The organism is Pseudomonas sp. NPDC088322 (assembly GCF_044740745.1).
In the GTDB taxonomy this organism is placed as follows: domain Bacteria; phylum Pseudomonadota; class Gammaproteobacteria; order Pseudomonadales; family Pseudomonadaceae; genus Aquipseudomonas; species Aquipseudomonas shirazensis.
In genome coordinates this window covers 765,692-778,595 of record NZ_JBIURK010000001.1, presented here as the reverse complement: position 1 = coordinate 778,595, position 12,904 = coordinate 765,692, and the positions used below count along the sequence as shown (strand labels likewise).

Sequence of the window (12,904 nt, the reverse complement as noted above, 5' to 3'; positions counted from 1 at the left end):
AACTGTCAATTGACATCGGCATGATCCGCGGCCTCGGCACCTTGGTGGTGATGATCGCCTTCATCGGCCTGAGCCTGTGGGTGTTCAACCGTCGCCGTGACCGTGATTTCGCCGAAGCGCGCCTGCTGCCCTTCGACGATGACCGCCTGCCCCCTGCCGGGCAGGAGCCTGCAATGAGGAGTAACGGGCAATGACCACCTTCTGGAGTACGTACATCAGCGTACTGACCATCGGCAGCCTGATCGGCCTGACCTGGCTGCTGCTCAGCACCCGCAAGGGCCAGAGCAAGGACACCACCGACCAGACCATGGGCCACAGCTTCGATGGCATCGAGGAGTACGACAACCCGCTGCCCAAGTGGTGGTTCTGGCTGTTCGTCGGCACCCTCGCCTTCGGCGTCGGTTACCTGATCCTGTACCCAGGCCTGGGCAACTGGAAGGGCATCCTGCCGGGCTATGAGAATGGCTGGACCCAGGTCGATGAATGGCAGCGCGAGATGGACAAGGCCGACGCCCGCTTCGGGCCGATCTTCGCCAAGTTTGCCGCCATGCCGGTGGAAGAAGTGGCCAAGGACCCGCAAGCGCTGAAAATGGGCGGTCGCCTGTTCGCCTCCAACTGCTCGGTGTGCCACGGCTCGGACGCCAAAGGTGCCTACGGCTTCCCCAACCTGACCGACAGCGACTGGCGCTGGGGCGGCGACCCGGAAACCATCAAGGCCTCGATCATGAACGGCCGCCACGGCGTCATGCCGGGCTGGGCGGAGGTGATCGGTGAACAGGGCGTGGCGGATGTGGCAGCGTTCGTGCTGACCAACATGGACGGCCGCAAGCTGCCTGAAGGGGTCAAGGCTGATCCAGCCAAAGGCCAGCAGATCTTCGCCAGCAACTGCGTCGCCTGCCACGGACCGGAAGGCAAAGGCACGCCAGTGATGGGCGCACCTGACCTGACCCATCCACAGGCGTTCATCTATGGTTCCAGCTTCGCCCAGTTGCAGCAGACCATTCGCTACGGCCGCCAGGGCCAGATGCCAGCCCAGGCTGACATTCAGGGCCACGACAAGGTCCACCTGCTGGCAGCCTACGTGTACAGCCTGTCGCAACCGCAACCGGCGCAGACCGTGACTGCCAAGTGACACTCTCGGGGCCGTTTCACGGCCCCGGCTTCCCCGCTTCTCCCCACCGCCCACCTCGCTTGCACCCCCTCCGAACACAACTAAGCTTGATGCCAAGGCGGCAACGCCCTACTCGCACGTCCCATAGCGCCTGACGCCGGGCCGACTTTGGGCGGTTCAAGCTACGGCTTTGGAAGGGTATCCGACCTACCCAGACAGGCCCGAAAAAGCCTGACCAATCGATCAGAAAAAGTCGAGAAACGGTACACATAACAAATATTTATTTGTGTACAATCATCCAGACCCAAGCGCTGCGGGACGGCAGCATGCAGGGTTTGGACACGGGTCGGCGCGAGGAGCCTTGCGTTGCCATACCCCCAGGGGTTACCGATACTGGCGCCGATTTTCAACCAACAAGAATATTCAAACCGTGGAACCTTAGAATGAGCACAGCAATCAGTCCGACTGCTTATAACTATAAGGTCGTCCGCCAGTTCGCCATCATGACGGTGGTCTGGGGGATCCTTGGCATGGGGCTCGGGGTGTTCATCGCCTCGCAACTGGTCTGGCCGCAACTGAACCTCGACCTGCCCTGGACCAGCTTCGGCCGCCTGCGCCCGCTGCACACCAACCTGGTGATCTTCGCCTTCGGTGGCTGTGCGCTGTTTGGCACCTCGTATTACGTGGTCCAGCGCACCTGCCAGACGCGGTTGATTTCCGATAGCCTGGCGGCGTTCACCTTCTGGGGTTGGCAGGCGGTCATCGTCAGCGCCTTGATCACCTTGCCGCTGGGTTACACGACCACCAAGGAATATGCCGAGCTTGAATGGCCAATCGCGATTCTGCTGGCGATTGTCTGGGTCACCTACGGCGTGGTGTTCTTCGGCACCATCGTCAAGCGCAAGACCAAGCACATCTATGTCGGCAACTGGTTCTACGGCGCCTTCATCGTCGTCACCGCGATGCTGCACATCGTCAACCACATCTCGCTGCCGGTCAGCCTGTTCAAGTCGTACTCGGCCTACGCCGGTGCGACCGACGCGATGATCCAGTGGTGGTACGGGCACAACGCGGTGGGCTTCTTCCTGACCACGGGCTTTCTCGGCATGATGTATTACTTCGTGCCCAAGCAGGCCGAGCGGCCGATCTACTCGTACCGCTTGTCGATCGTGCACTTCTGGGCGCTGATCACCCTGTACATCTGGGCCGGCCCGCACCATTTGCACTACACCGCCCTGCCCGACTGGGCGCAGTCGCTGGGCATGGTCATGTCGATCATCCTCCTGGCGCCGAGCTGGGGCGGCATGATCAACGGCATGATGACGCTGTCCGGGGCCTGGCACAAACTGCGCACCGACCCGATCCTGCGCTTCCTCGTGGTGTCGCTGGCGTTCTACGGCATGTCGACCTTCGAAGGGCCGATGATGGCGATCAAGACGGTCAACTCGCTGTCGCACTACACCGACTGGACCATCGGCCACGTACACGCCGGCGCGCTCGGCTGGGTGGCGATGATCTCGATCGGCGCCATCTACCACATGATTCCCAAGCTCTACGGCCGGGCGCAGATGCACAGCGTCGGCCTGATCAACGCGCACTTCTGGCTGGCCACTATCGGCACCGTGCTGTACATCGCCTCGATGTGGGTCAACGGCATTACCCAGGGCCTGATGTGGCGTGCGATCAACGATGACGGCACCCTCACCTATTCGTTCGTCGAGGCGCTGCAGGCCAGCCACCCGGGCTATATCGTCCGCGCAGTGGGCGGTGCGTTCTTCGCCTCGGGGATGTTGCTGATGGCCTACAACGTGCTGCGCACTGTACGTGCAGCGGATGCCACAGAAGCTGAAGCCGCCGCCAAGATCGTCGTTGTGGGAGCGCACTGATGAAGCATGAAGCAGTCGAGAAGAACATCGGCCTGTTGGCCTTCTTCATGGTCATTGCCGTCAGCATCGGTGGCCTGACCCAGATCGTCCCGCTGTTTTTCCAGGACGTCACCAACAAGCCGGTCGAAGGCATGAAGCCGCGCAGCGCGCTGGAGCTGGAAGGCCGCGATATCTATATCCGCGAAGGCTGCGTCGGCTGCCACTCGCAGATGATCCGGCCATTCCGCGCCGAAACCGAGCGCTACGGGCACTACTCGGTGGCCGGCGAAAGTGTCTGGGACCACCCGTTCCTGTGGGGTTCCAAGCGCACTGGGCCGGACCTGGCCAGGGTCGGCGGGCGTTACTCGGATGACTGGCACCGCGCGCACCTGTACAACCCGCGCAACGTCGTGCCCGAGTCGAAGATGCCGTCCTACCCGTGGCTGGTCGAGCACAAGCTCGATGGCAAGGACACCGCGAAAAAGCTCGAAGTGCTGCGCACCCTGGGCGTGCCGTACACCGATGCCGACATCGCCGGCGCTGCCGACGCGGTCAGGGGCAAGACCGAGATGGACGCGCTGGTGGCGTACCTGCAAGGCCTCGGCACCATCATCAAAAGCAAACGGTGACGCTGATGGATATCGGAATGATCCGCGGCCTGGGCACCGTGGTGGTACTGGTGGCGTTCGTCGGCCTCGCCCTGTGGGTGTTCAGCCCACGGCGCAAGCGCGACTTCGACGAGGCCACGCAACTGCCTTTTGCCGATGACCCCGAAGCCAGCCAGCACGTCGAGCAAGCGCAAGCAAAAGCGTCTAGGAGCAAACAACAATGACTACCTTCTGGAGCCTGTACGTCAGCGTGCTGACGCTGGGCACGATCTTCGCCCTCACCTGGCTGCTGCTGTCGACCCGCAAGGGCCAGCGCGAGGACATCACCGACGAGACCGTCGGCCACGCCTTCGACGGCATCGAGGAATACGACAACCCACTGCCCAAATGGTGGTTCTGGCTGTTTGTCGGCACCATCATCTTTGCCCTTGGTTACCTGGTGCTGTACCCAGGCCTGGGCAACTGGAAAGGCATCCTGCCAGGCTACAGCTACCTCGATAACGACAAGCAGACCGAGTTCAGCAACGGTGAGGCGGGCTGGACCGGCGTGCACGAGTGGGAAAAGGAAATGGCCAAGGCCAATGCCCGCTTCGGGCCGATCTATGCCAAGTTTGCCGCGATGCCGATCGAGGAAGTCGCCAAGGACCCGCAGGCGCTGAAAATGGGTGGCCGGTTGTTCGCCTCCAACTGTTCGGTGTGCCACGGTTCCGACGCCAAGGGCGCCTATGGCTTCCCCAACCTGACCGACAGCGACTGGCGCTGGGGCGGCGAGCCGGAGACGATCAAGGCCTCGATCATGAACGGCCGCCACGGCGTGATGCCGGCCTGGGCCGAGGTGCTCGGCGAGCAAGGTGTGGCTGATGTGGCCGCCTTTGTCCTGACCAACCTGGACGGGCGCAAGCTGCCCGAGGGCATCAAGGCAGACCCTGCCAACGGCCAGAAACTGTTCGCCACCAACTGCGTCGCCTGCCACGGGCCCGAGGCCAAGGGTACGCCGGCCATGGGCGCACCTGACCTGACCCATCCGCAGGCGTTCATCTACGGCTCAAGCTTCGCCCAGTTGCAGCAGACCATCCGCTACGGCCGTCAGGGCCAGATGCCGGCCCAGGCCGAGTTGCAAGGCAATGACAAGGTGCACCTGCTGGCCGCCTATGTGTACAGCCTGTCGCAGCAGGAAGCCGCCGAGCCTGCCAAGCCGTAATCCAGCCAGGTCAGCCGAGGCGTTTGCACCTCGGCTGACCTGGATCAATTGACAATCGCACTTACACCATTTCACAGGCAAACCCAACGCGACATAACGTCGCAGCACGGTCCGACCTCGCCAGCACAGGCGTATCATAGGCCGCAGAGCGTCAGCACCAGGCGCACGACCGCGGCCGGCATGCACTGGCCGCGGCACTTCTCCACTGCCGTGGGACTCGATGATGAGCAAGCACATTCCGGTACATGACGTGACCCCGCCTGCCAACAAGGGAAAGGATTCCGTCGACCTCTATGCCTCCCGTGCCAAGATCTACACCCGCGCCTTCACCGGCGTGTTCCGCAGGCTGCGCATGGTCGGCGGCGCGCTGCTGTTCCTGCTCTACTTTGGCACCGTGTGGCTGAACTGGGGCGGCCACCAGGCTGTCTGGTGGAACCTGCCCGAACGTAAGTTCTACATCTTCGGCACCACCATCTGGCCGCAGGATTTCATTCTGCTGTCGGGCATTCTGATCGTCGCCGCCTTCGGCCTGTTTTTCATCACCGTGTTCGCCGGGCGCATCTGGTGCGGCTACACCTGCCCGCAGAGCGTGTGGACCTGGGTGTTCATGTGGTGCGAGAAAATCACCGAGGGTGACCGCAACCAGCGCATGAAGCTCGACAAGGCGCCAATGAGCGCCAACAAGCTCGCTCGCAAGACCGCCAAGCACAGCCTGTGGCTGCTGATCGGTTTCGTCACCGGGGTGACCTTTGTCGGTTACTTCTCGCCGATCCGCGAACTGCTCGTGGAATTCTTCACCGGCGAAGCCGATGGCTGGGCCTACTTCTGGGTCGGCTTCTTCACCCTGGCCACCTACGGCAATGCCGGTTGGCTGCGTGAACAGGTGTGCATCTACATGTGCCCGTATGCGCGCTTCCAGAGCGTGATGTTCGACAAGGACACCCTGATCGTCTCGTATGACCCGCGCCGCGGCGAACTGCGCGGCCCGCGCAAGAAAGACGCCGACTACAAGGCGCAAGGCCTGGGCGACTGCATCGACTGCACCATGTGCGTGCAGGTGTGCCCGACCGGCATCGACATCCGTGACGGCCTGCAGGTCGAGTGCATCGGCTGCGCTGCCTGCATCGACGCCTGCGACACCATCATGGACAAGATGAACTACCCACGCGGCCTGGTCAGCTACACCACCGAACACAACCTGTCCGGGCAAAAGACACACATGGCGCGGCCGCGCCTGATCGGTTATGCAGTAGTCCTGCTGGTGATGATCGGCGCCCTGGCCACGGCCTTCGCTACCCGTTCGCTGGTGGGGTTCGATGTCAGCAAGGACCGCGTGCTGTACCGCGAAAACGCCCAGGGGCGGATCGAGAACGTGTACAGCCTCAAAGTCATGAACAAGGACCAGCGCGATCACGTCTACGTGCTCGAGGCCAGCGGCCTGCCAGACCTGCAACTGCAAGGCCGACGCGAGATCCGTGTCGAGGCCGGTGATATCGTCAGCCTGCCGGTGCAGCTGTCGGTGGCCCCCGAGCAGTTGCCGTCGACCACCAACGAAGTCATCTTCACCCTCAAGGACGCCGACGACAACGGCACCCAGGTTGAAGCCAAGAGCCGTTTCATCGGCCCGCAAATTCGCTAAGGAATCCGCTCCATGCCTGCTACTGCCGCCAGCCCCTGGTACAAGCACCTCTGGCCCTGGATCCTCATCGGCATCCTCACCACCTCGGTGTGCCTGAGCCTGACCATGGTCAGCATTGCCGTGCGCAACCCGGACAACCTGGTCAACGACAACTACTACGAGGCCGGCAAAGGCATCAACCGCTCGCTCGACCGCGAACTGCTGGCGCAGACTCTCAACCTCAAGGCCAGCGTGCTCCTCGATGAGCTGACCGGCGAGGTCGAGCTGCGTCTGAGCGGCAACAGCGACCCGCAGACCTTGGAACTCAACCTGATCTCGCCGACCCAGCCGGACAAGGACCGCAAAGTCCAGTTGGCGCGCAGCGAAGCGGGCCGCTATGTTGGCCAACTGGACGACAAGGTCGAGGGCCGGCGCTTTGTCGAGCTGCTGGGCAGCCAGGATGGCCACATCTGGCGCTTGTTCGAGGAAGAGAAGGTCGAGCACGGCGTAACCCTCCAGCTCGGCGATGAAGCCATCCAGGGCGCCGAGCACCTGTAGGAGCGGCCTTGTGTCGCGAAAGGCCAGCGAAGCTGGCCCGGCAATTGTGGCCGCGGCATGAATCCTAGGGCCGCTTCGCGACCCTTTCGCGACACAAGGCCGCTCCTACGGGGATGCGTGCAACTTTGCGGTTTTTGTAAGGCCATGATGTGATGACTCAGCCCAACCCGTGCTACCACTGCGCCCTACCGGTCCCTGCCGGCAGCCGCTTCAACGCCAAGGTGTTGGGCGAGCTGCGCGCATTCTGCTGCCCCGGTTGTCAGGCCGTTGCCGAATCCATCGTCGCTGGCGGCCTTGAGCACTACTACCAGCACCGCAGCGAAACCAGCGCCAACCCAGAGGCCCTGCCCCAGCAGTTGCAGGACGAACTGGCGCTGTACGACCGCAACGATGTTCAGCAAGGCTTCGTCCGCCATGACCATGGCCATGCCGAAGCGGTGCTGATGATTGAAGGCATCAGTTGCGCCGCTTGCGGCTGGCTGATCGAGAAACACCTGCGCAATGTGCCAGGCGTGGCCGACGCCCGCCTGAACCTGTCCAACCACCGCCTGCTGCTGAGCTGGGACGACCTGCAACTGCCGTTGTCGAAGCTGATGGCCGAGCTGCGCCAGATTGGCTACGCCGCCCACCCGTATCAGCCCGACCAGGCCGCCGAGCAGCTTGCGCGGGAGAACCGCAGCGCCTTGCGCCGCCTCGGTGTGGCCGGGCTGTTGTGGTTCCAGGCGATGATGGCGACCATGGCCACCTGGCCGGAATTCAACATCGACCTCAGCCCCGAGTTGCACACCATTCTGCGTTGGGTTGCGCTGTTTCTGACCACGCCGATCGTGTTCTACAGCTGTGCGCCGTTTTTCAAAGGCGCCGCGCGCGACCTGCGCACCCGCCACCTGACCATGGATGTGTCGGTGTCGCTGGCCATCGCCCTGGCGTACTGCGCCGGTATCTGGACGGCGATCACCGGGAGTGGCGAGCTGTACTTCGACACGGTCGGCATGTTTGCCCTGTTTCTGCTGACTGGCCGTTACCTTGAACGCCGCGCCCGCGAGCGCACGGCGGCGGCCACTGCGCAACTGGTCAACCTGCTGCCGGCCTCGTGCTTGCGCCTGAACAGCGAGGGGCGCAGCGAGCGTATTCTGCTGGCCGAACTCAACTGCGGCGATCGGGTGCAGGTGCTGCCCGGCGCGGTGATCCCGGCGGACGGGCGGATTGTCGAGGGCCGCTCGAGCATCGACGAGTCATTGCTCACCGGCGAGTACCTGCCGCTGGCGCGCAGCCCGGGCGATCACGTCACCGGCGGCACCTTGAACATCGAAAGCACGCTGAGCGTCGAGGTCCAAGCGCTGGGCCAGGCCACGCGCTTGTCCGCCATCGTCCGGCTGCTGGAACGCGCCCAGTCCGAAAAGCCGCGCCTGGCGCAGATCGCCGACCGCGCCTCGCAGTGGTTCTTGTTATTCACGCTGTTGGCCGCAGTCGCCATCGGCCTGCTCTGGTGGCAACTGGACCCGAGCCGGGCATTCTGGATCGTGCTGGCGATGCTGGTCGCCACCTGCCCCTGCGCCCTGTCGCTGGCCACGCCGACCGCGCTGACCACCGCCACCGGCACCCTGCACAAGCTTGGCCTGCTGGTGACCCGCGGGCATGTGCTGGAAGGCCTCAACCAGATCGACACGGTGATCTTCGACAAGACCGGCACGCTCACCGAAGGCCGCCTGACCCTGCGCAGCATTCGCCCTTTGGGCACGCTGGGCAGCGACCAGTGCCTGGCCCTCGCCGCCGCCCTGGAAAACCGCTCGGAGCACCCGATCGCGCGTGCCTTCGGCCGCAGCACGCGGCCCGCCGAAGAAGTGCAGAACGTGCCCGGGCTGGGCCTGGAAGGCCAACTCGACGGCCAGCACCTGCGCATCGGCCAAGCCAGTTTCGTCTGTGCCCTGAGCGGCAGCGAGCCACCGCTGCTGCCCGAGCCGCGTGGCCAGTGGCTGCTGCTCGGCGATGCACACGGCCCGCTGGCCTGGTTTGGCCTGGACGACCGCCTGCGCGATGACGCCCAGGGTTTGCTCGACGCCTGCAAGGCGCGCGGGTGGCAGACCTTGCTGCTGTCAGGCGACAGCTCGCCGATGGTCGCTGAGGTGGCCGCGCAACTGGGCATCGATGAGGCGGTTGGCGGCCTGCGCCCCGACGACAAGCTGGCCCGCCTGCGCGCCTTGCAGGCCGCAGGGCGCAAGGTGTTGATGCTCGGTGATGGGGTCAATGACGTGCCCGTGCTGGCTGCAGCGGACATCAGCATTGCCATGGGCTCGGCTACTGACCTGGCAAAAACCAGCGCCGATGCGGTGCTGTTGTCCAACCGCCTGCAAGCGCTGGCCCAGGCGCTGCTGCTGGCACGCCGCACGCGGCGGATAATCGTCGAGAACCTGGCCTGGGCAACCTTGTACAATGGCCTGATGTTGCCGTTCGCGGCGCTGGGCTGGATCACCCCCGTGTGGGCCGCCATCGGCATGTCGGTCAGCTCGCTGGTGGTGGTGCTCAATGCCCTGCGCCTGACCCGCCTGCCCGACCCCGCGCCCGCCAGCACGGCCCGCGTCGAGGCGGGTGCCGGCGCGACCATCCTTCACTGAGCGATACCGCCATGCCTGCGCTGTACATCATGATTCCCGCAGCCCTGCTGATCGTTGGCGTGGCCATCTACATCTTCTTCTGGGCCGTCGACAGCGGCCAGTACGACGACCTCGACAGCCCGGCGCACAGCATCCTCTTCGATGACCAGGACCCAGGCCATCAAGCGGCGGTCAAGCACGACACCAAGCCCGCGGATGAGGACACCCCGCCCCGTGGCTGATCTGCTGCCCCTGCTGGGCTCCGCGCTGGTGCTCGGCCTGCTTGGCGGCGGCCACTGCCTGGGCATGTGCGGCGGCCTGATGGGCGCGCTGACCCTGGCCATCCCGGCAGAACAACGCGGCCGCCGGCTGCGCTTGTTGCTGGCCTACAACCTCGGCCGCGTGCTCAGCTATGCCAGCGCCGGCCTGCTGCTGGGCATGGCCGGCTGGGCCGTGGCCAGCAGCCCGGCAGCGCAGGTGTTGCGGGTAATCGCGGCGTTGCTGTTGATCGCCATGGGCCTGTACCTGGCCGGTTGGTGGAGCGGGCTGACCCGCATCGAAGCACTCGGCCGTGGCCTGTGGCGGCATATTCAACCGCTGGCAACTCGCTTGTTGCCGGTGTCGAGTTTGCCACGGGCGCTGCTGCTCGGTGCACTGTGGGGCTGGCTGCCGTGCGGGCTGGTCTACAGCACCCTGCTGTGGGCAGCGAGCCAGGGCAATGCCGGCTACAGCGCGGCGCTGATGCTGGCATTCGGCCTCGGCACCTGGCCGGTATTGCTCGCCACCGGGCTGGCCGCCGAGCGGGTCAATCGGCTGCTGCGCAAACGCAGTGTGCGCGTGGCCGGTGGCCTGCTGGTGATGGTGTTTGGCCTGTGGACCCTGCCCGGCCCGCACCAGCACTGGCTGATGGGCCACTGAGGGCGCCTCGCGAGGCGCGTTGATACAAATCAAAACAGATTCCTACAGACGCTCATAGACTTCGGACACTGCTGCTCCTATCCGGGGACTATTTCACATGCTCGACGAACTTCGTTGGGACGCCGACCTTATCCGTCGTTACGACCTGGCCGGCCCTCGCTACACCTCCTACCCAACCGCTCTGCAACTGCACAGCGAAGTGGGTTCGTTCGACCTGCTGCATGCCCTGCGCGAGAGCCGCCGCGCGGTACGGCCGCTGTCGCTGTATGTGCACGTGCCGTTCTGCGCCAACATCTGCTACTACTGCGCGTGCAACAAGGTCATCACCAAGGACCGCGCCCGCGCCCTGCCCTACCTGCAGCGCCTGCAACAGGAAATCCAGCTGATCGCCTGTCATCTGGAACCTAAACAACGTGTTGAACAGCTGCACTTTGGTGGCGGCACGCCGACCTTCCTCAGCCATGTCGAATTGCGTCAGCTGATGGCGAGCCTGCGCGAGCACTTCAACCTACTCGACGACGACTCCGGCGACTACGGCATCGAGCTTGACCCGCGTGAAGCCGACTGGTCGACCATGGGCCTGCTGCGCGAACTGGGCTTCAACCGGGTCAGCCTCGGTGTGCAAGACCTCGACCCAATGGTGCAGCGTGCGGTCAACCGCCTGCAGAGCCTGGAGCAGACCCGCACCCTGATCGAGGCGGCGCGTACCTTGCAGTTCCGCTCGGTCAACCTGGACTTGATCTACGGCCTGCCCAAGCAGACCCCGGAGGGCTTCGCCCGCACCGTCGACGAAGTAATCCGACTGCAGCCCGACCGCCTTTCGGTGTTCAACTACGCGCACCTGCCAGAGCGCTTCATGCCCCAGCGGCGTATCGACAGCAACGACCTGCCGGCCCCGGCAGCCAAGCTGGAAATGCTCCACGCCACCATCGAGCAACTGACCGCAGCGGGTTACCGCTACATCGGCATGGACCACTTTGCCCTGCCCGACGACGAGCTGGCCATCGCCCAGGAAGAAGGCACCCTGCAGCGCAACTTCCAGGGCTACACCACCCACGGTCATTGCGACCTGATCGGCCTCGGCGTGTCGGCCATCAGCCAGATCGGCGACCTGTACTGCCAGAACAGCAGCGACCTGAACACCTACAAGGAGCTCCTCTCCAACGCACAACTGGCGACCCAGCGCGGGCTGCTGTGCAACCAGGATGATCGCCTGCGCCGGGCGGTGATTCAGCAATTGATCTGCCACTTCGAGCTGGACTTCGAGCAGATCGAACGCACCTTCATGATCGATTTTCGTGGTTACTTCAATGAGCTGTGGCCGCAACTGCAGGCGATGCACCGCGACGGTCTGATCCGTCTCGACAGCAAGGGCATCAAGGTCCTGCCGGCCGGGCGCCTGTTGGTCCGCTCGGTATGCATGGTGTTCGATGCCTACCTGGCGCAACACAATCGCCAGCGTTTCTCGCGGGTGATCTGACGCGACCAAGCAGCGCATGGACTTCCCTGTGGGGCAGGCACATCATTGGCTGAGGACGGGCTGCGCGACACCACGCGGCAGACCCGCCAGCCTGCACAAAAAAAGTGCAGGCTGGCCCTCAAGCCATGCCGTCGGTTATCCTTACGGCTTATGTGTGATTTCCCACAAGGATCGATTGAAATGTCCGAGCCAGTAAAACTGCGCACACACAACCAGGCCCACTGCAAGGATTGCAGCCTGGCCCCGTTGTGCCTGCCATTGTCCCTTAACCTTGAGGACATGGATGCGCTGGATGAAATCGTCAAACGCGGCCGCCCGCTGAAAAAGGGGGAATTCCTGTTCCGCCAGGGCGACGATTTTGGCTCGGTCTATGCGGTTCGCTCCGGTGCCCTGAAGACCTTCAGCCTGAGCGACAGCGGCGAGGAGCAGATCACCGGCTTCCACCTGCCGAGCGAGCTGGTCGGCCTGTCGGGCATGGACACCGAGGCCTACCCGGTATCGGCCCAGGCCCAGGAAACCACCTCGGTATGCGAGATCCCCTTCGAGCGCCTCGACGAACTGTCGGTGCAACTGCCGCAACTGCGCCGCCAGCTGATGCGAGTGATGAGTCGGGAGATTCGCGACGACCAGCAAATGATGCTGCTGCTGTCGAAAAAAACCGCTGACGAGCGCATCGCCACCTTCCTGGTCAACCTGTCGGCGCGCTTCCGCGCACGCGGTTATTCGGCCAACCAGTTCCGTCTGAGCATGTCGCGCAACGAGATCGGCAACTACCTGGGCCTGGCTGTGGAAACCGTGTCGCGGGTGTTCACGCGCTTCCAGCAAAACGGCCTGATCACGGCCGAGGGCAAGGAAGTGCATATCCTCGACCCGATCCAGCTGTGCGCACTGGCCGGCGGCGCTATCGACGCCTGAGCCAGTTGACGGGGTATACTTGCGGCCAGATTTCTC

The 12,904-nt window shown here is 63.9% G+C and carries 13 protein-coding genes; all 13 read left to right on the top strand.

All coding sequences use genetic code 11. From position 1 onward, the window contains the following. The first annotated feature begins 2 nt into the window (after window positions 1–2). The 13 genes from ACIOAU_RS03645 (at window position 3) to fnrA (ending at window position 12,868) form a co-directional block, all read left to right on the top strand. Window positions 3–194: a cbb3-type cytochrome c oxidase subunit 3 gene (locus tag ACIOAU_RS03645; RefSeq protein ID WP_101322973.1), complete on the top strand. Its 192-nt coding sequence runs from the start codon at window positions 3–5 to the stop codon at window positions 192–194. Then, window positions 191–1,132, top strand: a complete 942-nt coding sequence (ccoP, locus tag ACIOAU_RS03640; RefSeq protein WP_101318073.1) for a cytochrome-c oxidase, cbb3-type subunit III — start codon at window positions 191–193, stop codon at window positions 1,130–1,132. Before ACIOAU_RS03645 ends, ccoP (ACIOAU_RS03640) begins: the two co-directional genes overlap by 4 nt. A 422-nt stretch (window positions 1,133–1,554) precedes the next feature. Beyond that, window positions 1,555–2,997, top strand: coding sequence for a cytochrome-c oxidase, cbb3-type subunit I (gene ccoN, locus ACIOAU_RS03635; RefSeq protein WP_103436733.1), 1,443 nt, complete (start codon window positions 1,555–1,557; stop codon window positions 2,995–2,997). Continuing rightward, window positions 2,997–3,605, top strand: coding sequence for a cytochrome-c oxidase, cbb3-type subunit II (ccoO, locus tag ACIOAU_RS03630; RefSeq protein ID WP_401179994.1), 609 nt, complete (start codon window positions 2,997–2,999; stop codon window positions 3,603–3,605). The genes ccoN and ccoO overlap by 1 nt, the downstream gene beginning before the upstream one ends. Before the next feature lie 5 nt (window positions 3,606–3,610). Next, complete coding sequence (locus ACIOAU_RS03625; protein WP_101318067.1) at window positions 3,611–3,808, top strand: cbb3-type cytochrome c oxidase subunit 3; 198 nt, start codon at window positions 3,611–3,613, stop codon at window positions 3,806–3,808. Next, the gene (gene ccoP / locus ACIOAU_RS03620; RefSeq protein WP_220633329.1) at window positions 3,805–4,785 is read left to right on the top strand and encodes a cytochrome-c oxidase, cbb3-type subunit III; all 981 of its coding nucleotides are present in this window, start codon (window positions 3,805–3,807) and stop codon (window positions 4,783–4,785) included. Before ACIOAU_RS03625 ends, ccoP (ACIOAU_RS03620) begins: the two co-directional genes overlap by 4 nt. Before the next feature lie 223 nt (window positions 4,786–5,008). Further along, on the top strand, window positions 5,009–6,424 hold the full coding sequence (gene ccoG, locus ACIOAU_RS03615; RefSeq protein WP_207072692.1) for a cytochrome c oxidase accessory protein CcoG: 1,416 nt from the start codon (window positions 5,009–5,011) through the stop codon (window positions 6,422–6,424). A gap of 12 nt (window positions 6,425–6,436) precedes the next feature. After that, a complete protein-coding gene (locus ACIOAU_RS03610) occupies window positions 6,437–6,961 on the top strand; it encodes a FixH family protein (protein WP_101318061.1) in 525 nt (174 codons plus the stop codon). 152 nt (window positions 6,962–7,113) lie between these two features. After that, window positions 7,114–9,576: a heavy metal translocating P-type ATPase gene (locus tag ACIOAU_RS03605; protein WP_401179987.1), complete on the top strand. Its 2,463-nt coding sequence runs from the start codon at window positions 7,114–7,116 to the stop codon at window positions 9,574–9,576. Window positions 9,577–9,587: 11 nt separating this feature from the next. After that, on the top strand, window positions 9,588–9,797 hold the full coding sequence (gene ccoS / locus ACIOAU_RS03600) for a cbb3-type cytochrome oxidase assembly protein CcoS (RefSeq protein WP_401179984.1): 210 nt from the start codon (window positions 9,588–9,590) through the stop codon (window positions 9,795–9,797). Beyond that, window positions 9,790–10,473, top strand: a complete 684-nt coding sequence (locus ACIOAU_RS03595) for a sulfite exporter TauE/SafE family protein (protein WP_401179981.1) — start codon at window positions 9,790–9,792, stop codon at window positions 10,471–10,473. Before ccoS ends, ACIOAU_RS03595 begins: the two co-directional genes overlap by 8 nt. A gap of 97 nt (window positions 10,474–10,570) precedes the next feature. Continuing rightward, window positions 10,571–11,953 carry an oxygen-independent coproporphyrinogen III oxidase gene (gene hemN, locus ACIOAU_RS03590; protein ID WP_401179978.1) on the top strand — a complete coding sequence of 461 codons (1,383 nt, stop codon included), beginning with the start codon at window positions 10,571–10,573 and terminating at the stop codon, window positions 11,951–11,953. A gap of 180 nt (window positions 11,954–12,133) precedes the next feature. Continuing rightward, the gene (gene fnrA, locus ACIOAU_RS03585) at window positions 12,134–12,868 is read left to right on the top strand and encodes a Crp/Fnr family transcriptional regulator FnrA (protein ID WP_101318051.1); all 735 of its coding nucleotides are present in this window, start codon (window positions 12,134–12,136) and stop codon (window positions 12,866–12,868) included. Window positions 12,869–12,904: the final 36 nt, after the last annotated feature.